This window comes from Modestobacter sp. I12A-02662 (assembly GCF_041028325.1).
Classification (GTDB): Bacteria; Actinomycetota; Actinomycetes; order Mycobacteriales; family Geodermatophilaceae; genus Modestobacter.
On the sequence record NZ_JABGDE010000003.1, the window covers coordinates 20,311 to 44,224 of the forward strand.

22 protein-coding genes are annotated in these 23,914 nt (G+C 73.7%); 13 read left to right on the plus strand and 9 right to left on the minus strand.

The annotated features are described in order from the left end of the window. Positions 1 to 54 precede the first annotated feature (54 nt). Positions 55 to 510, minus strand: coding sequence for a universal stress protein (locus HL189_RS02950; protein WP_369132214.1), 456 nt, complete (start codon positions 508 to 510; stop codon positions 55 to 57). Between the two features lie 194 nt (positions 511 to 704). Between HL189_RS02950 and HL189_RS02955 the strand changes: the two genes are divergently transcribed. Continuing rightward, positions 705 to 1,082, plus strand: a complete 378-nt coding sequence (locus HL189_RS02955) for a DUF485 domain-containing protein (protein ID WP_369132215.1) — start codon at positions 705 to 707, stop codon at positions 1,080 to 1,082. Further along, positions 1,075 to 2,688 carry a cation acetate symporter gene (locus HL189_RS02960; RefSeq protein WP_369132216.1) on the plus strand — a complete coding sequence of 538 codons (1,614 nt, stop codon included), beginning with the start codon at positions 1,075 to 1,077 and terminating at the stop codon, positions 2,686 to 2,688. The genes HL189_RS02955 and HL189_RS02960 overlap by 8 nt, the downstream gene beginning before the upstream one ends. A gap of 104 nt (positions 2,689 to 2,792) precedes the next feature. Here the strand turns inward: HL189_RS02960 and HL189_RS02965 are convergent, their stop codons facing one another. From HL189_RS02965 to HL189_RS02975, 3 genes are all read right to left on the minus strand, one after another. Beyond that, positions 2,793 to 3,050: a hypothetical protein gene (locus HL189_RS02965; RefSeq protein ID WP_369132217.1), complete on the minus strand. Its 258-nt coding sequence runs from the start codon at positions 3,048 to 3,050 to the stop codon at positions 2,793 to 2,795. 101 nt (positions 3,051 to 3,151) lie between these two features. Beyond that, on the minus strand, positions 3,152 to 4,015 hold the full coding sequence (locus tag HL189_RS02970) for a manganese catalase family protein (RefSeq protein WP_369132218.1): 864 nt from the start codon (positions 4,013 to 4,015) through the stop codon (positions 3,152 to 3,154). Between the two features lie 170 nt (positions 4,016 to 4,185). Continuing rightward, a complete protein-coding gene (locus HL189_RS02975) occupies positions 4,186 to 4,902 on the minus strand; it encodes a sensor histidine kinase (protein WP_369132219.1) in 717 nt (238 codons plus the stop codon). Between the two features lie 101 nt (positions 4,903 to 5,003). On the opposite strand from HL189_RS02975, the gene HL189_RS02980 reads away from it, so the two are divergent. From HL189_RS02980 to HL189_RS02990, 3 genes are all read left to right on the plus strand, one after another. Beyond that, positions 5,004 to 5,651, plus strand: a complete 648-nt coding sequence (locus HL189_RS02980) for a response regulator (protein WP_369132220.1) — start codon at positions 5,004 to 5,006, stop codon at positions 5,649 to 5,651. 119 nt (positions 5,652 to 5,770) lie between these two features. Next, a complete protein-coding gene (locus HL189_RS02985; RefSeq protein ID WP_369132221.1) occupies positions 5,771 to 6,877 on the plus strand; it encodes a trans-acting enoyl reductase family protein in 1,107 nt (368 codons plus the stop codon). 28 nt (positions 6,878 to 6,905) lie between these two features. Further along, on the plus strand, positions 6,906 to 8,147 hold the full coding sequence (locus HL189_RS02990; protein ID WP_369132622.1) for a glutamate mutase L: 1,242 nt from the start codon (positions 6,906 to 6,908) through the stop codon (positions 8,145 to 8,147). Between the two features lie 6 nt (positions 8,148 to 8,153). Here the strand turns inward: HL189_RS02990 and HL189_RS02995 are convergent, their stop codons facing one another. Genes HL189_RS02995 through HL189_RS03005 form a run of 3 tightly spaced genes read right to left on the minus strand, consistent with a single transcriptional unit; the run spans position 8,154 to position 10,796 of the window. Beyond that, complete coding sequence (locus tag HL189_RS02995; protein ID WP_369132222.1) at positions 8,154 to 8,795, minus strand: pentapeptide repeat-containing protein; 642 nt, start codon at positions 8,793 to 8,795, stop codon at positions 8,154 to 8,156. Between the two features lie 19 nt (positions 8,796 to 8,814). Continuing rightward, positions 8,815 to 10,290, minus strand: coding sequence for a PH domain-containing protein (locus HL189_RS03000; RefSeq protein WP_369132223.1), 1,476 nt, complete (start codon positions 10,288 to 10,290; stop codon positions 8,815 to 8,817). Then, on the minus strand, positions 10,287 to 10,796 hold the full coding sequence (locus HL189_RS03005) for a PH domain-containing protein (protein ID WP_369132224.1): 510 nt from the start codon (positions 10,794 to 10,796) through the stop codon (positions 10,287 to 10,289). Before HL189_RS03005 ends, HL189_RS03000 begins: the two co-directional genes overlap by 4 nt. Positions 10,797 to 10,856: 60 nt before the next feature. Between HL189_RS03005 and HL189_RS03010 the strand changes: the two genes are divergently transcribed. Further along, positions 10,857 to 11,189 (plus strand): rhodanese-like domain-containing protein, encoded by a 333-nt coding sequence (locus HL189_RS03010; protein ID WP_369132623.1) that lies wholly within the window; start codon positions 10,857 to 10,859, stop codon positions 11,187 to 11,189. An 83-nt stretch (positions 11,190 to 11,272) separates the two neighbouring features. Here HL189_RS03010 and HL189_RS03015 read toward each other — a convergent pair whose 3' ends face one another. Beyond that, the gene (locus HL189_RS03015; protein ID WP_369132225.1) at positions 11,273 to 12,889 is read right to left on the minus strand and encodes a long-chain fatty acid--CoA ligase; all 1,617 of its coding nucleotides are present in this window, start codon (positions 12,887 to 12,889) and stop codon (positions 11,273 to 11,275) included. Between the two features lie 284 nt (positions 12,890 to 13,173). On the opposite strand from HL189_RS03015, the gene chvE reads away from it, so the two are divergent. The 7 genes from chvE to araA all read left to right on the plus strand — a co-directional run bounded on the left by chvE (position 13,174) and on the right by araA (position 22,329). Next, positions 13,174 to 14,328 carry a multiple monosaccharide ABC transporter substrate-binding protein gene (chvE, locus tag HL189_RS03020; protein ID WP_369132226.1) on the plus strand — a complete coding sequence of 385 codons (1,155 nt, stop codon included), beginning with the start codon at positions 13,174 to 13,176 and terminating at the stop codon, positions 14,326 to 14,328. A 176-nt stretch (positions 14,329 to 14,504) separates the two neighbouring features. After that, a complete protein-coding gene (gene mmsA, locus HL189_RS03025; protein WP_369132227.1) occupies positions 14,505 to 16,043 on the plus strand; it encodes a multiple monosaccharide ABC transporter ATP-binding protein in 1,539 nt (512 codons plus the stop codon). Beyond that, entirely contained in the window at positions 16,040 to 17,302 is a 1,263-nt protein-coding gene (gene mmsB, locus HL189_RS03030) for a multiple monosaccharide ABC transporter permease (protein ID WP_369132228.1), read from the plus strand. The genes mmsA and mmsB overlap by 4 nt, the downstream gene beginning before the upstream one ends. Positions 17,303 to 17,394: 92 nt before the next feature. Continuing rightward, positions 17,395 to 18,420: a LacI family DNA-binding transcriptional regulator gene (locus HL189_RS03035; protein ID WP_369132229.1), complete on the plus strand. Its 1,026-nt coding sequence runs from the start codon at positions 17,395 to 17,397 to the stop codon at positions 18,418 to 18,420. Between the two features lie 68 nt (positions 18,421 to 18,488). After that, a complete protein-coding gene (locus HL189_RS03040) occupies positions 18,489 to 20,141 on the plus strand; it encodes a xylulokinase (RefSeq protein WP_369132230.1) in 1,653 nt (550 codons plus the stop codon). Further along, complete coding sequence (locus tag HL189_RS03045; RefSeq protein WP_369132231.1) at positions 20,138 to 20,812, plus strand: L-ribulose-5-phosphate 4-epimerase; 675 nt, start codon at positions 20,138 to 20,140, stop codon at positions 20,810 to 20,812. Before HL189_RS03040 ends, HL189_RS03045 begins: the two co-directional genes overlap by 4 nt. Before the next feature lie 14 nt (positions 20,813 to 20,826). Then, a complete protein-coding gene (gene araA / locus HL189_RS03050; RefSeq protein WP_369132232.1) occupies positions 20,827 to 22,329 on the plus strand; it encodes an L-arabinose isomerase in 1,503 nt (500 codons plus the stop codon). Positions 22,330 to 22,439: 110 nt separating this feature from the next. On the opposite strand, the gene HL189_RS03055 is transcribed toward araA, so the two are convergent. Then, on the minus strand, positions 22,440 to 23,837 hold the full coding sequence (locus HL189_RS03055; RefSeq protein WP_369132233.1) for an NAD(P)/FAD-dependent oxidoreductase: 1,398 nt from the start codon (positions 23,835 to 23,837) through the stop codon (positions 22,440 to 22,442). Between the last annotated feature and the right edge of the window lie 77 nt (positions 23,838 to 23,914).

The following is a 23,914-nucleotide window of genomic DNA, read 5'->3' on the forward strand; positions in this document are numbered from 1 at the left end:
CGCGTCCGCTCCGCTCCTCGCTCGCTGGCGCTCGCTGCGATGCCCACGGACGCGTCACGGGACGACCGTCACCGGCCAGCGGCCCAGCCGCACCAGCCGCACCGCGACCGATCCGACCACCCGGTGCCCGGCCTGTTCCGACGCCCCGACGAGGACGGCGTCGGCCGGCAGCGCGTCGGCGACCCGGGCGATCTCGGTGACCGGGTCGCCGCGGGCCGTGCGGTACTCCGCGTCCACCCCCAGGTGCTGCGCCGCGTGGGCGAGCTCGGCGCGTAGCTCGGCGTCCACCTCTGCAGTGGCGTCCCGGATGACCGCCTGGGCGGCCGGCACCCACCCGGCCATCGGCGGTGCCGGCTCGGCGACGTACACGGCCACCAGCCGGGACGCCTGCCGGCGGGCCAGCCCGGCCGCGTACGCCGCCGCGCGCAGCGACGTCGGCGAGCCGTCGACCCCGACCAGGATGACCCGGGGGCCGTCGGTGCCGCGCTCGAACCGGTCCCGCGAGCTCACCGGGGAATCGTCCACCCGGACCGGTGCCCGGCGCCTCCCGGGGCCCCGCCGTGACCGGCCGTCCGGCCGCGCGGACTCCGCGCGTCACCCGGGAGGGTGTTCGGGACGGGTTCGACCGCGCCAACTCCCCTGGTGGGTGTGCAGACCCTATGGTGACGACGATCACCCTCAGGCGACGCACAGCGAGGTGCCCCGTGACCGAACCGACCGAACGCAGGTTGCTCACCCCGGAGGAGTACCGGGCGGCGCAGAACTCCCCGGAGTTCGCCGAGCTCCGCCGCAAGTTCCGCAGCTTCGCCGTCCCGATGACCGTGGCCTTCCTGGTGTGGTACCTGCTCTACGTGCTGCTGTCGACCTACGCGCAGGACTTCATGTCCACCCGGGTGTTCGGGAACGTCAACGTCGGGCTGCTGCTCGGCCTCGCGCAGTTCGTCACCACGTTCCTGATCACCCAGCTCTACGTCCGGCACGCCGGCAAGAGCACCGACCCCATCGCGGACGAGATGCGCAACCGGCTCGAGGCCCACGAGTTCGCCGCGCCCTCCTCCGGCGAGGAGGCACCCCGTGGCTGACGTCCTCGCCGCCGAGAGCGTGACGATCGGCAACCCGGCGATCAACATCTCGATCTTCGGCGTGTTCGTCCTCATCACGCTGTTCATCACGTTCCGGGCCAGCCGCACGAACAAGAGCGCCGCGGACTACTACGCCGCCGGGCGGAACATCACCGGGACGCAGAACGGTCTGGCCATCGCCGGCGACTACCTGTCCGCCGCCTCGTTCCTGGGCATCGCGGGCGCGATCGCCCTCTACGGCTACGACGGGTTCCTGTACTCCATCGGCTTCCTCGTCGCCTGGCTCGTGGCACTGCTGCTCGTCGCCGAGCTCATGCGGAACACCGCACGCTTCACCATGGCCGACGTCCTGGCCTTCCGGATGCGCCAGGGGCCGGTCCGCACCGCGGCGGCGATCTCGACGCTGGCGGTCTCGCTCTTCTACCTGCTCGCCCAGATGGCCGGGGCCGGTGGGCTGGTCGCCCTGCTGCTGGGTGTGAGCGGTCCGGTCGCCGAGGCTCTGGTCGTCACCGTCGTCGGCGCGCTGATGATCTTCTACGTGCTCGTCGGCGGCATGCGCGGCACCACCTACGTGCAGATGATCAAGGCGACGCTGCTGATCGCCGGCGCGTTCGTGATGACCGTCTGGGTGCTGGGCAAGTACGGCTTCAGCCTCTCCGCCCTGCTCGGGGGGGCCGTGGACCGGGTCGGTCCGGCCGTGCTCGACCCGGGCGCCCAGTACGGCCTCAGCGGGACGACGAAGCTTGACTTCATCAGCCTGGGGCTGGCGCTGGTGCTGGGCACCGCCGGCCTGCCGCACGTGCTGATGCGCTTCTACACCGTGCCGACGGCGAAGGACGCCCGTAAGTCGGTGGTCTGGGCGATCTGGCTGATCGGCATCTTCTACCTGTTCAGCCTGGTGATCGGCTACGGCGCCGGCGCCCTGGTGGGTTCCGAGGCGATCCTCGGGGCCCCGGGCGGGGTCAACGCCGCGGCACCGCTGCTCGCCTTCGAACTCGGTGGCACCGTGCTGCTGGGCATCATCGCCGGCGTCGCGTTCGCCACGATCCTCGCCGTGGTCGCCGGCCTGACCATCACCGCGTCGGCCTCCTTCGCGCACGACGTCTACGCCTCGGTGCTCAAGAAGGGCCAGGTCAACCCCAACGCGGAGGTGAAGGTCGCCCGGACCACCGCGATCGTGATCGGTGCGGTGGCGATCGTCGGCGGCATCCTGGCGCTGCGGGCGGGGATCAACATCGCATTCCTCGTCGCACTGGCCTTCGCGGTGGCGGCCTCGGCCAACCTGCCGACGATCCTCTACACGCTGTTCTGGAAGAACTTCACCACCCAGGGCGCGCTGTGGTCGATCTACGGCGGGCTCATCGTCTGCGTGGCGCTGATCGTCTTCTCGCCGGTCGTCTCCGGCACGGAGACGTCGATGCTGCCGGACGTGGACTTCGCACTGTTCCCGCTGCGCAACCCGGGCCTGGTCTCCATCCCGCTGTCGTTCTTCCTGGGCTGGCTGGGCACCAAGCTGTCCAAGGAGAAGCCGGACGTCGACAAGTACGCCGAGCTCGAGGTCCGGTCGCTGACCGGCATCGGCGCGGAGAAGGCGGTCCAGCACTAGAAGGGCCCCCGTCCTCCGCACCCCTCGCACGCTCGGGGTGAGCCTCTGGACGGGCCGGCTGCCCCCCGCCACTCGTGCGAACCGTGGGGGGCAGCGAGGTCCTTTCACGCGTCGGCGGCGGCCGCCGCCACGGGCAGAGCACCGGGGGCGCTGCGCCGACGGCGGACGGCCCAGCGGCTGAGCAGTCCGGCCAGCACGACGCCGCCCGCGACGGCGTGCTGGCCGGGCGCGGACAGCGCGACGGCGATCGCGGCGGCGTAGACGACCGCGAGCAGGGCCCCGGCCACGGACAGCCGGGCGGGCAGGTGCAGGGCCGGCAGGTGCACGGCCGGCAGGTGGGGGGTGGGGACGGTCAGGTGCACGGGGCGGTCCTCCAGGGGCCGGTGCGCCCGCCGGGCCGGCGTCCCAGGTCCGCCCGGGGGCGGACCAGGGCGCCGGCACGGCGACGGCGCGGGGGAGGCTCCTACTTGAGGGCGTCCTTGGCCTTCTGCAGGAGGCCGGTGACCTCGGTCTGCGGCGATCCGTACAGCCGCGGGTCGCCCGGGGGCAGGATCGGGGCGTCGGCGGTCGCCGCGATCGGCGCGGCCCGGAACACGTTGTCCGTGCCGTCCAGCGCGGGGCCGTTGGCCCAGCGGCCGTTGGCGGCCTCGGGGCCGTCGGAGGCGTCGATGAAGGTGTAGGCGAACTCCGGCAGCTCCTCCTCCAGCGGGAAGGCCTCCGGGACCGGCAGGCCCTCGAGCCCGTCCTCCTTGAGCTGCTCCATGGCCGCCAGCCACTGCTGCTGGTGGTAGTGGTCCCGGGTGAGCAGGAACCGCAGCAGGTCCTTCACGCCGTGGTCGTCGGTCATGTTCCACAGCCGGGCGACCTGCAGCCGGCCCTGCATCTCGGCGGTGGCGTTGTAGGAGAAGTCGGCCATCAGGTTGCCGCTGGCGGTGACGTACGCGCCGGTCCAGGGGTTGCCCATGCTGTCCATGTAGCTGGCGCCGGCACCGTTGGCGATCGCGTGCTGCGGGTTGTGCTGGCCGTAGCCGGCGGCGGCCTCCTTGCTGCGGTCCGCGGCGTCCGGCTTGAGCGGGATGTGGTCCAGCAGCCGGTCGATCATCGTCACGATCATCTCGACGTGCGCGAGCTCCTCGGTGCCGATCGAGAGGAGCAGGTCCTTGTACTTGCCGGGCAGCCGGCAGTTCCAGCCCTGCAGCAGGTACTGGGTCGCGACGGTCATCTCCCCCCACTGACCGCCGAGGACCTCCTGCATCTTCCGGGCGAAGTCCGGGTCGGGGCCGTCGGGCTTGGCCTCGTACTGCAGGGCGTGGGTGTGCGTGAACACGGGCGTCTCCTCTGTCGGCCGGTCGCCTGCCGCCGCGGTCCGCGGCGACACCAGGGAGATCCCCCGCCGGGCTGTCACCCCCGTGCCGTTCCCTGGCCCGCTGGGGCCGACCTCGTGAGGTGCGGGAGCGGCCCCGCCGAGCTCGGGAGGCATGGGGGCAGAGGGGTCCTTCAGCGGTCGGGGAGCCGGACGACGAGGGTGAAGGCGCCGTCGGGGCCCTCCGACCAGGCCAGCCGCCCACCGAGCTCGCGGGTCTGGCGCTGGACCGACCACAGCCCCAGCCCGGTGAGGTCCACAGGCGGCGTCGGGCAGCTGAGGTGGCCGAGCACCCGCTCGGCGGGCACGCCGGCCTGCGTCAGGGCGAGCTCCACCCAGCCGGCGCGGCGGTCGGCGCGCAGGCGGACCGGCGCCCCCTGGCCGTGCCGGTGCGCGTTCTCCAGCAGGTTCGTGAGGATCCGCTGCACGCGCGCGTCCGCCACCGTCACCTCGGCCACCTCCTCGCTCAGCCGCACCGTCAGCTGCTCCCGCGCCAGGCCGGAGGACTCGATCGACGCCTGGACCACGTCGACCAGCCGCCGCAGCCCCCGCCGCTCCGGGGCGCCGCCGGTGGCGTGCGCCGTCCGCAGCAGCGAGGCGAGGTGCTGGGCCTGCTCGCGGGCCAGCTGCAGCACCTCCGGACGCCGGTCGTCCTCGCCGTCCAGCCGGTCCAGCAGCGCCTCCAGGGCGACCAGCGGGCTGCGCATGTCGTGGCACAGCGCGCGGACCAGCGCGTCCTCGGTGCGCACCGCCTCGGGGGCGGGGTGCGGCAGGTGGCTGCGGACCACCCGCGCCAGATCGGTGAGCAGGCCGGGGAGAGGGGACGAGGGGGTGTCGGCGGCGAGCGTCACGGGCATCTCCGGGGTGGAGGACCGGTCAGCGACACCGGCCGCGACCGATCGGTGGGGGTTTCGTGGGAGCAGCGGACGCCGGTTCTGGACACCGTCCCCCGGTGGACGTGGTGGTCATCGACGACCACCCGCTCTTCAGTCGTGGTCTGGCCCTCCTGCTGCCGCCGGAGAGCGGCGGGCGGGTGCGCGTGGTGGGCACCACCGAGGACGCCTCGGCGGGGGCCGCGCTCGTGCGCCGGCACCACGCGGACGTCGCCGTCGTGGACCTGCACATGCCGCCGCCCGGCGGCACCCGCGCGATCGCGGCCATCCGCCGGGCCGAGCCGACGACGCGGGTCGTGGCCCTGTCCGGCCTCGCCGAGGCCGACGCCGCCCTGGAGGCGCTGCGCGCCGGCGCCGCGGCGTTCCTGCCCAAGACGGCGTCCCCGGAGACCCTGGTCCGCCCGCTGCTGGCCGTCCTGGACGGCTGGTCGGTGCTGCCGGAGCAGCTGCTCCGGCAGCTGCTGCAGGACGCCGCCCCCAGCGCCGACCAGGGGATCGCGGCCCGGCTCAGCGCGGACGACCGGCGGCTGTGGCGCCTCGTCGCGGCCGGCACCAGCACGGTCGACATCGCTACGACGCTGCACGTCTCGGAGCGCACCGTGAAGCGGCTGGTCGCCAACCTGCTGCGGCAGCTGAAGGTGTCGACCCGCGTGGAGGCCGCCGCGCTCGCCGGCCGGGTCGGCCTGGGTGAGGGCACGGGGCCGTGACCGGTCTGGCGGCCACGGCGTGGAACACATCACCGCCGCCCTACCCGGTGGCGCACGACTGACTCCCGGACCACCGGGTCCTGCACCTGCTCCGGTGGAGCGTCCCCTAGGTTCCCCGCATGGCCCCGCGGATCGTCCTGCTCGGCGCCACCGGCCACACCGGTGGCCGGGTGGCCCGGTCGCTCACCGCCCGGGGCGCCCGCCCGGTGCTGGCCGGGCGCGACGCCGGCCGGCTGACCGCACTGGCCACGGAGCTCGGCGGGGACGGCGGGCCGCTGCAGACGGCGGCGGCCGACGTCACCGGCAGCGGGTCCGTCCGGTCCCTGGTGGGCCGGGGCGACGTGCTCGTGACCACGGTCGGCCCGTTCCTGCGGCTCGGCGGCCCGGCGCTGACGGCCGCGGTCGAGGCGGGAGCGGTGTACCTGGACTCGACCGGGGAGCCCCCGTTCGTGCGCCGGGTCTTCGCCGAGGCCGGGCCGCGGGCGGAGCGCACCGGTGCGGCCCTGCTCACCGCGTTCGGGCACGACTACGTCCCCGGCACGCTGGCGGCCGCGCTGGCGCTCACCGAGGCCGGGCCGCGGGCGCACCGGGTCGACGTCGGGTACGCCCTGGACGGCGTCCGGGGGCAGGCCTTCTCGCGCGGCACGCTGGTCTCGCTGCTCGGGGTGCTGCTCGAGCCCGGGCACGCCTTCACCGGCGGCCGGCTGGAGACCGAGCCGGCCGGGCTGCACACCTGGTCGTTCGAGGCCGCCGGACGGCGCCGGCGCGGCCTGTCGGTCGGCGGCTCGGAGCACCTGACCCTCCCCGGGCTGGCCCCGTCGCTGCGCGAGGTCGGGGTGCACCTGGCGTGGTTCGGCCCGGGCGCGCCGCTGGCCTCCCTGGTGGCCCCGGCCACCCCCTGGCTCGCCCGCCTGCCCGGTGCCGGCGCAGGAGCGGCGTGGCTGGCCGACCGGGTGGGCGGCCGGGTGGCGGAGGCGCCGTCGGAGCGGGGCCGGGTGCGCACCGCCGTCGTCGCCGAGGTCCGCGACCCGGCGGGGGAGCGGATCGCGCGGGTCGAGCTGACCGGTCCGGACCCGTACGCGATGACCGCCGACCTGCTGGCCTGGGCCGCCGTGCGCGCCGCGGCCGGCGGGGTCCGCGGCACCGGCGCGCTCGGGCCGGTGCAGGCCTTCGGCCTCGACGAGCTGGTCGAGGGCGCGGCCAGCGCCGGGATCGTGCGGGCATGAGCACCGCAGGGATCGTGCGGACGTGAGCATGGAACTGGCCTGCGTCGACATCGGCTCCACCTGGACCAAGTCGGCCCTCGTCGAGGTGCCGACCGGCCGGCTGCGCGCCACCCGGCAGGCGCCGACCACGCCGGGCGACGTGGTGGCCGGCGTCCTGGCCGCCACCGACGGCTGGGACGCCGAGGTGCGGGCGTGCTCCAGCGCCGGCGGCGGGCTGCGGCTGGCGGTGGTCGGCTACGAGGAGCTGATCAGCGCCGAGGCCGGGCACCGGGCGGCGCTGTCGGCGGGCGCGCGGGTGGTGCACGTGGCCGCCGGCCGGCTGGACGGCGCGGCACTGGCGGCGCTCGGCGCGGCCGCGCCCGACGTCGTCCTGCTCGTCGGCGGCACCGACGGCGGCGAGGCCGGCGTGCTCCGGCACAACGCCGCCGCCCTGGCTGAGTGGGAACGCTCCGTCCCGGTGGTGCTCGCCGGCAACGTCGCCGTCCGGGACGAGGTCGCAGCGGTGCTCCGCGCGGGCGGGGTCCCGGTCAGCCCGGCCGACAACGTGCTGCCCGACATCGGCCGGCTCGCTCCGGAGTCGGCCCGGGCGGCCATCCGCGACGTCTTCCTCACCCATGTCATCGGGGGCGACCGGCTCTCCACGGACCCCCGGCTGCGGCAGTGGGTGCGGGCGGTGACCCCGGACGCCGTGCTCGACGGGGTGGCCGCCCTGGCGGACCTGCGGCTCGCCGCGGAGGTGCCCGGGGTCGTGGTGCTGGACGTCGGCGGGGCGACCACCGACGTGTACTGCGTGCCCGCGGTCGACGCCGAGCAGGCCGGCCTGCGGCTCGCCGCGGTGGGCGTCCCGTCCCGGCGGCGGACGGTCGAGGGCGACCTGGGTGTCCACGCCAGCGCCGACGCGCTGCGCGCCGCCGCGGTGGCCGAGGGGCTGCCGGCGCCGGGGGACGACCCGTTGGCGCTGGGCGAGGCGGCGGCCGTCGTGGCGCTGCGCCGGCACCTGCGTGCCGAGGCGGCCTACGGCCCGGGCGGGGCGAGCGCGCGCGGGGTGGGGCTCGTCGTCCTCTCCGGCGGGGTGTTCCGGCACGGCGACCCCGCCGCGGTCGACGCGGTGGTCGACCGGGTGGCCGCCGACCGGGGCGGCGCCGGCGGCGTGGTGGGCGGGACGCCGGTCGTCGTCGACGTCCGGTACGTGCTGGCCGCCGCCGGCCTGCTCGCCGCCGACCACCCCGCTGCCGCCGGCGGCCTGCTGGCGACGCTGCTGCCCCGCTGACCCGGCTCAGCCGACGGTGATGCCGAGCTCGGCGGCCATCCCGGCGGCCCAGCCGGTCAGCTGGGTGGTGTCGATCGTGCAGCCCCGCAGGCCGGCGACCCCGTCGAGCCGGGTGATCTCGGCGCCGCGCAGGTCGACCGACCGGCAGCGGCTGCCCTCGAGCACCAGCGCGTCGACCGTGGAGCCGGCCAGCCGGACGTCCCGGAGGTGGGCGCCGCCGAGGTCCAGCTCCCGGACGGTGCAGCCGGCGAGGACGACGTCGACGAGCGTGGCGCCGCGCAGGTCCAGGTAGTCGACCACCACGTCCTGCAGCAGCACGCGGGTGAGCTCGGCGCCGTGCGCGGTGAGCGCGCCGAACCGGCCACCGGTGACCACCACGTCCAGCAACGTGGCGTCGACCAGCGACCACACGGGAGCCCGCAGGCCGGTGAGCAGGCAGGTGGCCAGCCGCGCGCGGTCGAAGCCGACGTCCTCGACCGAGCAGGCCTCCAGGCGGCACTCCAGGAAGCGGGCGCCGGTCGCGTCCCCGGTCAGCTCCAGCCCGGTGAAGCGCAGCCCGTCGGCCGTGCTGCCGCCGGAGAGCTCCGGGCCGGGGGCGTCGTCCAGGTCGGGCAGCAGGCGGGCGAGGTCCTCGACGTCGATGGGCACGGCGCCATCCTGGCGGCACTCAGCCGCGGAGGGTGGCCGCCCAGGGCCCGGAGGACGCCTCGGTGAAGTCGGCGACCTCGTCGGCGGCCATGTCGATCGCCGCGTAGGCCCCGCGGCCGGCACCGACGCAGGCCAGCACCGTGGCCAGCCCGGCGCGCCGCTGCACGGCGCTCTGCTGCACCTGCCACCCGACGACCGCGCGGCGCTGCAGCACCACGTGCTCGCGCACCAGCCACCCGGAGCGCATCGCGAAGGTCCGCGGGCCGGCGGCGTGCCCGAGCGCGGTGTACCGGGCCCGGCCGACCGGCCAGCCGAGTAGGGTCAGCACCGCCCCGGAGAGCAGCAGCGGCCACCAGCCGCTCGTCACGTTGAGCACCGCCCCGGCGAGCAGGACGACGATGCCGGGGGTGAGGGCCCGCGCCAGCCGGCGGCGCAGCGCGGCGGGCGGGTGCGGGCGCAGCGGGCCGGGGGAGGGGACGAGCAGGTCACTGAGCAGCCAGGCCCGGTCCCGTGGCCCCAGGGGCAGCAGCTGGCCGCGGCGGGCGGCGTCCCCCAGGCCGGTGACCAGCGCCGTCGAGCGTGCCGCGCCGACCAGCCGCATGCCCAGGCCCTCGCTGACCGCGCAGCCGCGGATCCGGTCGACCTCCAGGTCGGTGTGCCGCCGGGTGACCAGTCCACGCTCGGCGACCAGGGACCCGCCTCGGCGCAGCAGCCGGAACCGCCAGTTGACCACCGCGCTGCCCGCGATCGACCCGAGCGCGAGCAGCAGCAACCCGGCGGCGACGACCGCGGCGATCAGCCAGCCGTCGAGCACGTCCTGGCGGGCGAGGTCGGGGGTGAGCTCCGGCACGTACCGGTCGGGCAGCTCGTCGACCAGCCGGAACAGCGCGCCGACCGCGGCGAGCGGCACCACCAGGTAGCTGCCGACCAGCGGCGAGTAGAGCAGCCAGCGGTTGCGGAAACGGGGGAGCTCCTCCTCCTCGGGCTCCGCCGCGGCGTGCCGGCCGGATGCCTCCGCGGGCACCACCGCCCGGCGGGCGAGCAGGTGCGCCCGCAGCCGGTCGCCCTCGTCCCGGGTCACGCCGTCGACCAGCAGCTCCTCGTCCTTGCCGGTGACCGACCCGGCGGCCGCGTCGATCCGGACCCGGACCAGGCCGAGGAGCCGGTGCAGGAGCGGCGCCTCGATCTCCACCCCGCGGATGCGGTCGTTCGGCACCGTGCGCACCGACCGGGAGAGCAGGCCGCGGGTGACGACCACCGCGGTGGGCCCCGGGTCGTAGCTGAACCGCCACCAGGTGAGGGCGGCCCACAGCAGCGACAGCAGGGTCACGGCGACGACGAGGACGGCGACGGTGACCGGCCCGCCCTCGAACCCGCGCCCGGCGAACACGGCCAGCGCGAGGGGCACCAGGGACCGTGCCTGCCGGAAGGTGACGGTGTGCACCAGCAGCACGCGCGGCGAGGTGCGGCGACCCGCCGCCCCGGGCTCGGTCACGTCGCCTCGTCGCGGACCTGCTCGGCCCGCCGGGAGATGTGGTCGGCGACCCGCCGGGCGACGTCGACCTCCAGGTGCGGGATGCGCACGGTGCCCTGGGAGGACGCGGTGAGCACCGCCACCGTGGCCAGCCCGAACAGCTGCTGCACCACGCCCCGGGTGACGTCGACGGTCTGCACCCGGGAGATCGGGACGAGCGTCCAGGTGCGGGTGAGCCAGCCGGTCAGCGTGTAGACCGCCTCCCCGGTGACCTCCCAGCGGTGCACCCGGTACCGCAGGCGCGGGCGCACGAAGACGGCCACGACGCCGTAGCAGACCACCGCGGCCGGCAGCGCCCAGTGCGCCGCCCGCAGCCACCCGTCCCCGGTGGGCACCAGCAGCACGAAGGCCGCCGCGAGCAGCCCGTAGACGACGGTGCCGATCACCCCCTGGGTGACCCACAGGGCGATCGCCGAGCGGGACAGCTGCCAGACGGGTTCCCGGACCGGCAGCGGAGCGGCGGACATCTGCCCCATCCTGTCAGCGCCGGTGCCGGTTTTCCGGCGCGTGTCACGATGGGTCGCGTGATGATGCCGCAACAGGTCCCCAGCGTGCCCGCCGCCGAGGTGCCGCAGGACGCAGTCGTGCTGGACGTGCGCGAGGACGAGGAGTGGGCGGCGGGGCACATCGACGGTGCCACCCACATCCCCATGGGCCAGGTGCCGTCCCGGCTCGACGAGATCCCGGAGGCCGACCCGCTGTACGTCATGTGCCGCGGCGGGGGCCGGTCCGCCCGGGTGGCGGCGTGGCTGAACCAGAACGGCTACGACGCGGTGAACGTGGGCGGTGGCATGGGCGCGTGGGACGCGGCCGGGCGCGCCATCGTGAGCGAGAACGGCCACCCGCCCTACGTCGTCTGAGCTTTCTCGGGCTCAAGTCCGCGTACTTGAGCCCGAGAAGGCCCGGACGCGTACCTGAGCCCGAGGAAGCCCGGACGCGCGACTCACTGCTTCGGGGGGTACTCCGCGAAGCGGGAGCGCAGGTCCTTCTTCGAGAACTTGCCGACGCTGGTCTTGGGGACCTCGTCGATGAACTCCACGGCGTCCGGGAGCCACCACGTGGCGACCTGCGGGGCGATGTGGTCGAGGATCTCCTGCTCCGTCGCGGTCTCCCCGGCCTTGAGGACGACGCAGGCCAGCGGCCGCTCGGCCCACTTCGGGTGCGGGACTGCGATCACCGCGGCCTCGGCGACCGCGGGGTGGCTCATGATCGCGTTCTCCAGGTCGACCGAGGAGATCCACTCGCCGCCGGACTTGATGAGGTCCTTGGTGCGGTCGGCGATGCGGATGCTGCCGAACGCGTCGAGGGCGGCCACGTCGCCGGTCTTCATCCAGCCGTCGGACGTCGAGAGCTCCACCCCGGCGTCGGGGTTGTGGTAGTCCTTCGCGCACCAGGGGCCGCGCACCTGCAGCTCCCCGGTGGCGACGTCGTCCCAGGGCAGCTCGTCGATCGTGCCGGCCTCGACGATCCGCGCCTCCAGGCCGAACAGCGGGATCCCCTGCCGGGCGCGCTGCGCGGTCTTGGTCTCCTCGTCCGCGTCGGCGTACCGGCGGGCCAGCGTGCCCCCGGAGGCGACCGGGTGCGTCTCGGTCATGCCCCATGCCTGGTAGATGGGCAGCCCGACCTGTTCCTGGTAGGCCTGCGAGAGCGCCGGCGGCACGGCGGAGCCGCCGCAGCCGATCTTGCGCAGCCGGTGGGCGCGGCCGGCCAGGTGCGGCAGCACGCCCTGCCAGATGGTCGGCACGCCGGCGGTGAAGGTGACCTCCTCGTCGACGATGAGGTCGGCCAGCGCCTGCGGCTGCATCATCGCGCCGGGGAAGACCATGGCCGCGCCGGCGGCCGGGGCGGCCTGGGCGATCCCCCAGGCGTTGGCGTGGAACATCGGGACGACGGGCATCGCGACGTCGTCCACCCCGATGCCGAACCCGTTGGGCGAGATCACCGCCATGGTGTGCAGCACCGTCGAGCGGTGCGAGTAGACGACGCCCTTGGGGTTGCCGGTGGTGCCGCTCGTGTAGCACATCGACGCGGCCGCGTTCTCGTCGCGGACGTCGAACTCGACCGGCTGGGCGTCGGCCAGCAGCGTCTCGTAGTCGAGGACCCGGGGGTCGTCGGGCACCTCCGCGTCGCCGCCGTCGTCCATGACCACCACGTGCTGGACGGTCTTCATCGTGTCGACCAGCGGCCACAGCAGCGGCAGCACCGTGCGGTCGACGAAGACGACCTCGTCCTCGGCGTGGTCTGCGATGTAGGTGAGCTGCTCCGGGAAGAGCCGCACGTTGAGCGTGTGCAGCACGCGGCCCGTGCAGGGCGCGGCGAAGTACAGCTCCAGGTGGCGCTGGCTGTTCCAGCCGAACGTGCCCACCCGGCCGTCCGCGCTGATCCCGAGGGCGTCCAGGACGCCGCCGAGCCGCCGGGTGCGGTCGGCCCACTCGGCGTAGGTCGAGCGCGTCTTCCCGCGGGGGCTGTTGGTGACGATCGGGACGTCGCCGTGGTGGTGCTCGGCGTGCCGGAAGATGGTGTCGATCGTCAGGGGGACGTCCTGCATCAGCCCGCGCATGGCGGCATCGTGCCAGTGACCCGCGCCACGATCCACCGGTCCCCCGCGGCAGGCGCCGGCGTCCGCGGGACTGCGCTCCGCGCAGCCGCCGGCCACGCTCCGCAGCGCCGCGCGGCGGCGACCGGCCCCGTTCGCCGCGATGAACGGGCCGTTACAGGACCGTGACGGTGAACTTGCCCGGCGGGGGTTGACGCGATCACCTTGTTAACGTTCACACTGTGCCGCCCGCATCGATCGCGGGCCTGCGCCATCGGGCGGCAGATGTCTCGAGGAGGAGATGTTCAGTGAGCAGCAAGCTCAGGATGACCGCCCTGGGTGCGGCGCTGGCGGTCGGGCTGGTGGGCTGCGGCGGAGGCGGCGCGGGCAGCGGTGGGTCCGACGCCGCGGACGCCGCTCCCGAGGACCTCACCATCGGCGTGGCCATGCCGACCCAGACGTCGGAGCGCTGGATCGCCGACGGCAACAACGTCAAGGAGCAGCTGGAGGCCGCCGGTTACCAGGTGGACCTGCAGTACGCCAACGACGACATCCCGACCCAGTCGCAGCAGATCGACCAGATGATCACCGAGGGCGCCGACCTGCTCGTCGTCGCCGCCATCGACGGCACCGCGCTGAGCAGCCAGCTGCAGGCCGCGGCCGACGCCAACATCCCGGTCATCAGCTACGACCGCCTCATCCGCGACACCGAGAACGTCGACTTCTACGTCAGCTTCGACAACTACAAGGTCGGCGTCGCGCAGGGCACCGCGCTGCTGACCGGCCTCGGGGTCCTCAACCCCGACGGGTCGCAGGGCACCGCCACCGGCCCGTTCAACGTCGAGCTGTTCGCCGGGTCGCTGGACGACAACAACGCGCACTTCTTCTGGCAGGGCGCGATGGACACCATCCAGCCCCACATCGACAGCGGCGTCCTCGTGGTGAAGTCGGGCCAGACCGACATCGAGCAGGCCGCCACGCTGCGGTGGCAGCAGGAGACCGCGCAGAAGCGCATGGAGGACCTGCTGACCTCCAGCTACAACGACGGCTCGAAGGTCAACGGCGTCCTCTCGCCGTACGACGGTCTGTCGCGCGGCATCATCACCGCCCTGCAGAACGCCGGCTACGGCCCGACGATCGACGCCCAGCCGAACCCCATGCCGATCGTCACCGGTCAGGACGCCGAGATCGCCTCGGTCAAGCTGATCGCCGACGGTGTCCAGAGCAGCACCGTCTTCAAGGACACCCGGCTGCTCGCCGAGCAGGCCGTCACCGCGGCCACGGCGTACCTCGAGGGCAACGAGCCTGAGGCCAACGACACCGAGACCTACGACAACGGTGTCAAGGTCGTCCCGTCCTACCTGCTGCCCGTCGTCACCGTCTACCAGGACAACATCCAGGCGGAGCTGATCGACACGGGTTACTGGACGGCCGACGAGGTCGCCAAGGGCCAGTCCGACTGACCTCGCTCTCCCCGGTCCCGGTGGGGTCCGGCAGTGCGCTGCCGGACCCCACCGGGACCACCTCGTGGGTCCCGGACAGTCCCGTCCGATGGGAGCGCCGCGATCCCGTGCCCCGCGGTCCCGCGGGGAGCACACTTCTCCCACCCATCCCGCGAATGACGAGGACGACGGTGTCCATGGACGACCACATCCTGGAGATGCGCTCCATCACCAAGACCTTCCCCGGCGTCAAGGCGCTGTCGGAGGTCAGCCTGGCCGTGCACCGCGGCGAGGTGCACGCCATCTGTGGCGAGAACGGCGCCGGCAAGTCGACGCTGATGAAGGTCCTCTCCGGCGTCTACCCGGCCGGCAGCTACGAGGGCGAGATCCTCTACGGCGGCCAGGTCTGCAGGTTCTCGGGCATCCGGGACAGCGAGCACGCCGGCATCGTGATCATCCACCAGGAGCTGGCCCTGGTGCCCTACCTCTCCATCGCGGAGAACATCTTCCTGGGCAACGAGCGCCGCGGCCGCGGCGGGCTGATCGACTGGAACAAGGCCAACGCCGACGCGGCCGAGCTGCTGGCGTCGGTCGGTCTCCACGAGAACCCGACGACGCCGGTCGGTCAGCTCGGCGTGGGCAAGCAGCAGCTGGTGGAGATCGCCAAGGCGCTGTCCAAGGACGTCAAGCTGCTCATCCTCGACGAGCCGACCGCGGCGCTCAACGACACCGACTCCGAGCACCTGCTGGGCCTGATCCGGCAGCTGCGGGAGCGCGGCATCACCTCGATCATCATCTCGCACAAGCTGAACGAGATCATCGCGATCGCCGACCACACCACGATCATCCGGGACGGCCAGACGGTCGAGACCCTGGACATGGCGGACCCCGCGGTCGACACCGACCGCATCATCCGCGGCATGGTCGGCCGTGACCTGGAGTCCTACTACCCCGAGCGCGAGTCGCACCCGGGCGAGGAGGTCCTCCGGGTCGAGGACTGGACGGTCAAGCACCCCACCCAGGACCGCCTGGTCGTCGACCACGCGAACTTCGACGTACGGGCGGGCGAGGTCGTCGGGATCGCCGGCCTCATGGGCGCCGGGCGGACCGAGCTGGCGATGAGCATCTTCGGCCGGTCCTACGGCCGGGACGTCAGCGGCCGGATCTTCGTCCACGGCAGGGAGGTCAAGGCCCGCAGCGTCGCCGAGGCGATCGACCACGGCATCGCCTACGCCACCGAGGACCGCAAGAAGTACGGCCTCAACCTCATCGAGGACATCCGGCGCAACGTGTCGGCCGCCGCGCTGTCCAAGCTGGCCACGCGGGGCTGGGTCAACTCCAACGAGGAGACCAAGGTCGCCGAGGAGAGCCGGCGCAGCATGAACATCAAGGCGCCGAGCGTGTCCTCGATCGTCGGCAAGCTGTCGGGCGGCAACCAGCAGAAGGTCGTGCTGTCCAAGTGGCTGTTCACCGACCCCGACGTGCTGATCCTCGACGAGCCCACCCGCGGTATCGACGTCGGCGCGAAGTACGAGATCTACACGATCATCAACCGGCTGGTGGCGGCCGGGAAGGCCGTCGTCGTCATCTCGTCCGAGCTGCCCGAGCTGCTCGGCATCTGTGACCGCATCTACACGCTCTCGGCGGGCCGGATCACCGGTCAGCAGCCGGTGCGCGAGGCCACGCAGGAGAGCCTCATGGCGCTCATGACCAAGGAGAGGGAGCTCGCAGCATGACCAGGACCGTGCCCCCCAAGTCCGACCCGGGCGCCGACACCGCCGCGACGGGCGAGGCCGCGACCTCCGCCGCGCTGCACAGCGGCACCAGCGACATCCGGGCGCTGATCAGCCGCAACCTGCGGACCAGCGGCATCTACGTGGCGTTCGTCGCCATCATCGCGCTGTTCGCGATCCTGACCGGCGGCACCTCGCTGAGCCCCGGCAACATCACGAACATCGTCCTGCAGTACTCCTACATCCTGGTCCTGGCCATCGGCATGGTCATCGTGATCATCGCCGGGCACATCGACCTGTCGGTCGGCTCGGTGGTGGCGCTGACCGGCGCCGTCTCCGCCGTGCTGGTCATCCGCAACGGGGCACCGTGGTGGGTCGGCATGCTCGCCGCGATCGCCGTCGGGCTGGCCGTCGGTGCATGGCACGGGTTCTGGGTCGCCTACGTCGGCATCCCGGCGTTCATCGTGACCCTGGCCGGCATGCTGCTGTTCCGCGGGCTGACCCTGCAGGTGCTGGACAACATCTCGCTCTCGCCCTTCCCGGCCGAGTACCAGAAGGTCGCCAGCGGCTTCCTCAACGGCCTGATCGGCGGCCAGGGCTACGACGCGTTCACCCTGCTCATCGGCGGCATCGCGGTGGCCGGGTACGCGTTCAGCCAGTTCCGGACCCGGGTCGCGAGGATCACCTACAAGCAGCCGGTCGAGTCCTTCCCGCTGTTCGTCGCCCGGATCGTCGCGGTCGGCCTGGTGGTCATGTACTTCGCCTGGCAGCTGGCGCACGCCCGCGGCCTGCCGATCGTGCTGATCATCCTGGCCGTGCTGATCATCGCCTACGGCGTGATCACCACCCGCTCGGTCTTCGGCCGTCAGGTGTACGCGATCGGTGGCAACCTGGCCGCGGCGACGCTGTCCGGCGTCAAGGTGAAGGTCGTCAACTTCTGGATCTTCGTCAACATGGGCTTCCTCTCCGCCCTCGCCGGGATCATCTACTCCTCCCGGTCGAACGGCGCCCAGCCCGCGGCCGGCAACATGTTCGAGCTGGACGCCATCGCCGCCGCCTTCATCGGCGGCGCGGCCGTCACCGGTGGTGTCGGCACCGTCGTCGGCGCCATGGTCGGTGGCCTGATCATGGCCGTCATGAGCAACGGCATGCAGCTCATGGGCGTCGACCAGTCCATCCAGTCGGTGGTCAAGGGCCTCGTGCTGCTGCTCGCCGTCGCCTTCGACGTCTACAACAAGCGGCGCGCGGGCTCGTCCCGCTGACCGCTGGGGCGGGACCACCGGAGGGGGGCGGCAACGGGGCCGTCCGCGGGGAGGGGGCGGCATCGGGGCCGCCCCCTGTGAAGGGGGAGACCGTGCTGACCCAGGGGGCTCGGCCACTGGGCCTGTCGGACGTCGCGGCCCGCGCCGGGGTGTCGCTCCAGACCGTCTCGCGGGTGGTGAACGCCCACCCCAACGTCGCCGCGGCGACCCGGGAGCGCGTGCTGCGGGCGATCGCCGAGCTGGGCTACCGGCCCAACACCGCCGCCCGCGCCCTGGTCACCGGGTCGTCGCGGACGATCGGCCTGGTCGCCACGCACATCAACCAGTACGGCCCGGCGCAGACCCTGCTGGGGCTGGAGCAGGCCGCGCGCTCGGCCGGCTACTCCCTCGGGGTCACCATCCTCGACGAGAACAGCGCGAGCGCGATGCGGGAGGCGGTCGACCGGCTGGTGGCGCAGTCGGTGGACGCGGTCGTCGCGCTGTCCACCTACGGGCAGGCCGTCGACGCGCTGCGGCGGTTCGTGGCGCCGGTGCCGCTGATCGCCGTCCAGGTCGGCCGGGGTGAGGACCACCCGACCGTGTGGGTCGACCAGGAGCTCGGCGCCGAGCTGGCCACCCGGCACCTCCTCGAGCTCGGGCACCGGACGGTGCACCACGTCTCGGGTCCGGTCGACTCGCTGGAGGCACGCGGTCGGCTCCGCGGCTGGCGCCGGGAGCTCCTCCGCGCCGGCGCGTCGGTTCCCGAGCCCATCGAGGGGGACTGGACGGCAGCGGCCGGTCACGCGGTCGGCCGCCGGTTCGCCGCGGCGCGTCGGCGGGGCGAGGACGTCACCGCGGTCTTCCTGGCCAACGACCAGATGGCGCTCGGGCTGCTCAACGCGCTGCACGGCGAGGGCATCTCGGTGCCCGGGCAGGTCAGCGTGGTCGGCTTCGACGACGTCCCCGAGGCCGCCTTCTACACGCCGCCGCTCACCACGGTCCGCCAGGACTTCGCCGAGCTCGGCCGCCGCGGGGTCGAGCTCGTGCTGTGCCGGCTGAAGGGCGCGGTCCGGGAACCCGAGCCGGTGCAGCCGCTGCTGGTGGTCCGGGAATCCACCGGCCCGGTCCCGGGCACTTGACGGGCGATCTGTTAGCGCTAACATCTCACCTCGTGCCGCGTCCCGCGGTCGCGGAAGGGGCTGCGGACATGACGAAGGACGCCGGCAGTGTGATCGCCTCGGGCCGCACGGCCCTCGGGATCGAGCTCGGGTCCACCCGGATCAAGGCAGTGCTGATCGGCCCGGACCACGCGCCGCTCGCCGTCGGCAGCTCCGACTGGGAGAACCAGCTCGTCGACCGGCTGTGGACGTACTCGCTGGAGGCCGTCTGGTCAGGGGCGCAGCAGAGCGTCGCGGCCCTGGCGGAGGACGTCCGGCGGCGTCACGGGGTCGAGCTGGCAGGAGTCGGCGCGCTCGGCGTGTCGGCGATGATGCACGGCTACCTCGCCTTCGATGCCGACGGTGAGCTGCTCGCGCCGTTCCGCACCTGGCGCAACACGAACACGGGGCGAGCGGCCGAGCGGCTCAGCGCCGAGTTCGGCGTCAACATCCCGCACCGGTGGAGCGTCGCGCACCTGTACCAGGCCGTGCTGGACCGCGAGGAGCACGTCGGTCGGCTGGACCACCTGACGACCCTGGCCGGCTACGTGCACTGGCAGCTCACCGGCGAGAAGGTCCTCGGCATCGGCGATGCCAGCGGCATGTTCCCGATCGACGCCGCCACCGGCGGGTACTCCACCGCGATGCTGACCCGGTTCGACCAGCTGGCTGCCGAGGGCGGCGTCGAGCTGAGCCTGGTCGACCTGCTGCCCGCCATCGCTCCCGCCGGGCGGCCGGCCGGCGCGCTCACCGAGGCGGGTGCGCGGCTGCTCGACCCGACCGGGCAGCTGCGCCCGGGGATCCCGCTCTGCCCCCCGGAGGGTGACGCGGGCACGGGCATGGTCGCCACCAACTCGGTCGCCCCGCGCACCGGCAACGTCTCCGCCGGGACGAGCATCTTCGCCATGGTCGTGCTCGAGCAGGAGCTCTCCCAGGCGCACCGCGAGCTGGACCTGGTCACCACACCGGCCGGCGACCCGGTGGCCATGGTGCACTGCAACAACGGGGCCAGTGAGCTCGACGCGTGGGCCGCGCTGTTCACCGAGTTCGCCCGGGCGCTGGGTGCCGAGGTCGACCCGGCGCAGGTCTTCGAGACCCTCTTCTCCGCCGCACTGGGTGGAAAGAGCGACTGCGGCGGGATGCTCGCCTACAACTACCTCTCCGGCGAGCCCATCACCGACCTCGAGGAGGGCCGGCCGCTCTTCCTGCGGTCCCCGGACAGCCGGCTGGACCTCGGCACCTTCATGCGGACGCACCTGTTCTCGTCCCTGGCCACGCTCAGGATCGGCATGGACGTCCTGCAGAAGACCGAGGGCGTGCGGCTCGACCGGATGTTCGCGCACGGCGGCCTGTTCAAGACCGAGGGCGTGGCACAGCGCTTCCTGGCCGCGGCGATCGACACCCCGGTCTCCGTCGGGGACGTCGCCGCGGAGGGGGGCGCGTGGGGCATCGCCGTCCTGGCCGCCTTCGCCACCAGGCGCTCACCGGAGGGGACCCTGGCGGACTACCTGGACAGCACGGTCTTCACCGGCACCAGCCTGCAGACCGTCGAGCCCGACCCGGGCGACGTCGCGGGCTTCGACGCGTTCATGCAGCGGTACGTCGCCGCACTGCCGGTCCAGCGGGCCGCCGTGGAGCACGTGGGCCTCGGCTCCCGTCCGGCCGGGCCGCAGACCACCGACACCGAGGAGCAGCCGGCATGACCAGCACCCTGACCGAGGGCGGCACCCACCGCGAGCAGCGCGAGCACGTCGCCGCGCTGCACTCCTACCTGACCCGCTACCAGCTGGTCACCTGGACCTCCGGCAACGTCTCCGAGCGGGTCCCCGGCGAGGACCTGTTCGTGATCAAGGGCAGCGGCGTCGAGTACGACGAGCTGACCTGGGAGGGCGTCACCGTCTGCGACCTCGACGGCAACGCCGTCGACGGCGTGAAGCGGCCCTCCAGCGACACCGACGCGCACGCCTACGTCTACCGGCACATGCCGCAGGTCGACGGCCAGGTGCACACGCACAGCCCGTACGCGACCGCCTGGGCGGCGCGGGCGGAGGAGATCCCCTGCGTCCTGACCGCGATGGCCGACGAGTTCGGCGGGTCGATCCCGGTCGGCCCGTTCGCGCTGATCGGCGACGACTCGATCGGCCGGGGGATCGTGGAGACGCTCACCGGCTCCCGGTCACCGGCGGTGCTGATGCGCAACCACGGCGTCTTCACCATCGGCCCCTCGGCGAAGGCCGCGGTCAAGGCCGCGGTGATGACCGAGGACGTCGCCCGGACCGTGCACTTCTCCCGCCAGCTCGGCGAACCGCTCCCCATCGCGCAGGCGGACATCGACTCGTTGTACGCGCGCTACCAGAACGTCTACGGACAGTGAGGAAGGACGTGCAGGTGCCGTTCGAAGGCAGCGAGATCTGGTTCCTCACCGGCAGCCAGGGGCTGTACGGCGAGGAGACCCTCCAGCAGGTCGCCGAGCAGTCCCAGCGGGTCGCCGCCGCGCTCGACGACTCGGCCGACGTCCCGGTGCGGGTCGTCTGGAAGCCGGTGCTCAAGGACGCCGGCGCCATCCGCCGGCTCATGGGCGAGGCGAACGAGGACCCGGCATGCCTCGGCGTCATCACCTGGATGCACACCTTCTCCCCGGCGAAGATGTGGATCAGCGGGCTGGACGCGCTGCGCAAGCCGCTGCTGCACCTGCACACCCAGGCCGACGCCGCCCTGCCGTGGGCGACGATCGACATGGACTTCATGAACCTGAACCAGGCCGCCCACGGCGACCGCGAGTACGGCTTCATGCTGACCCGGTTGCGGACCCCGCGCACCACCGTCGCCGGCCACGTCAGCAACCCGCGGGTCGCCCGGCGGGTGGGCTCGTGGGCCCGCGCCGCGGCCGGCGCCGCGGAGGCCCGCGGCCTGCGGCTGGCCCGCTTCGGCGACAACATGCGCAACGTCGCGGTGACCGAGGGCGACAAGGTCGAGGCGGAGATCCGCTTCGGCATGTCGGTGAACACCTGGGGCGTGAACGACCTGGTCGAGGTGGTCACCGCCGTGCCCGACGGCGACGTCGACGCGGTGGTCGCCGAGTACGGCGACCTGTACGACATGGACGACGACCTCCGCCCCGGCGGGGACCGGCACGCCAGCGTCCGCTACCAGGCGCGGATCGAGGTGGCGCTGCGGCAGTTCCTCACCGAGGGCGGCTTCGGGGCGTTCACCACGAACTTCGAGGACCTCGGGGGCCTGCGGCAGCTGCCGGGTCTCGCCGTCCAGCGGCTGATGGCCGACGGCTACGGCTTCGGCGGCGAGGGCGACTGGAAGACCTCGGCGCTGCTGCGGGTGCTCAAGACGGCCGCGGCCGGGCTGCCGGGTGGGACGTCCTTCATGGAGGACTACACCTACGACCTGGCCTCCGACGTCCCCAAGATCCTCGGGGCGCACATGCTCGAGGTGTGCCCGACGATCGCCGGGGAGAAGCCGCGCCTGGAGGTCCACCCGCTGGGCATCGGCGGCCGTGAGGACCCCGCCCGGCTGGTGTTCGACGCCGCCCCCGGCGCCGGGGTGACCATCGGCTGGTCGGACCTCGGTGACCGGTTCCGCTGGGTCGCCAACGAGATCGACGTCGTCGAGCCCTCCGAGCCGCTGCCCAACCTGCCCGTCGCCCGGGCCGTCTGGGAGCCGCGGCCGGACTTCGAGACGGCGACCGAGGGCTGGCTGACCGCGGGCGGCCCGCACCACACGGTGCTGTCCACCCAGCTCGGCACCGAGGAGCTCACCGACCTCGCCGAGGTGTTCGACACCGAGCTCGTGGTGATCGACGCCGACACCACCCGGCGCAGCCTGGCCAAGGAGCTGCGCTGGAGCGCGGCCTACCACCGGCTGGCGCAGCGCCTGTAGCAGGCTCCGGTCACCCGTGGCTGCACCCCCCGAGCAGCCGCGGGTGACCGGGCACCACCCCGGTGGCACGGGCTCCTCCCGGGACGGCGGTGTCAGCAGGAGGAACCGGGTCAGCTCCCGGAACTGACCGCCGGCTCGTCGCCGGACCTCGTGGGCGCCGGGGCGACGCCCTGCGCGGCGGCCAGCCGGGCGTCCTCCAGGCGCACCACGGACAGCTGGGTGGACTCCGGCGGCAGGACGGTCTGGAACAACCAGTCGGTGGCCACCCGGACCCTGTTGGCCATCGCCGGCAGCGCGTACAGGTGGTACCCGCGGGTGACCACCTTGGCCAGCGGCCCGGTCAGCGGCACCCCCAGTGGCTTGGCGACCGCGTCCCAGCCGCCGAGGTCGGCGACCAGGCCGAGGTCGCGGTGCCGGTAGGCCCGCGGGCAGCCGACCCCCAGGGAGGCCGCGACGTTCCTGCCCAGCACCGTGCCCTGCCGCTGGGCGTGCTGTGCCGTCGGCGGGGTGTCCGGCGGCTCGCCGCCGGCCCGGCGGGCGGCCAGGTCCGGGACGGCCGCCGCGTCGCCGGCCGACCACACGTCCGGGTGCCCGGGGACGCCGAGGGTCTCGTCGACGACCAGCCGCCCCCGGCGGGTCGGTAGCCCGAGCTCACCGATCAGCGGACTGGCCACCACCCCGACGCCCCAGAGGAGCGTCCGGGTGGCCACCGTGGTCCCGTCGGTCAGCCGGACGGCGGTCTCGTCGGCGGAGGCGACCGCCGTCCCCAGCCGTACGTCCACCCCGCGGCGGCGGAGCAGGTCCAGCGCCCGCCTGCCCAGGTCCGGCCCGAGCTCGGGCAGCACCGCCGAGGCGGCGTCGACCAGGATCCAGCGGACGTCCCCGGCCCGGGTGCGGTCCCAGCGGCGTTCGATGGTGCGCAACCAGCGCTGGGTCTGCGCGACCACCTCGGTGCCGGTGTACCCGGCGCCGACGGCGACCACGGTGAGCAGGGCACGGCGCTCGGCGCGCCCGTCCGGCGTGTCCGGCTGGGCGTCGGCGAGGTCGAGCTGCTGGAGCAGGTGGTCGCGCAGGAACACTGCCTCCACCAGCGTCTTGAGCCCCCGGCCGTGCTCGGGGACGCCGGGCACCGGCACCTGCCGGGTGACCGATCCGGGGACCAGGACCAGCCGGTCCCAGGTCAGGCCCGCCGGCTCGCCGGCGCCGGCGACCGGCTGCACCTGGACGGTCCGGGCCGCCAGGTCGACACCCGTGACGCGGCCGAGCAGCAGCCGTACCCGCGGCAGTGCCCGGCGCAGCGAGACGGCGATGTGCCGCGCCTCGACCACCCCGGTCGCGACCTCCGGCAGCAGCGGGCTGTAGAGCAGGTAGTCGGTCGGGTTGACCAGCACCAGGTCGGCGACGTCGGGGGCCAGGTGCCGCTGCAGGTGGCGCAGCGCCGAGAAACCGGCGAACCCGCCGCCGACGACGACCACGCGTGGCCGGGTGCCCTCGATGACGCGCTGCATCTGCTCGCCTCCGTCCCGCCCCCGGTTCCCGGACGCTATCGGGACGACGGCCCCGAGGGGGCGTGCTGAGCTCCCGT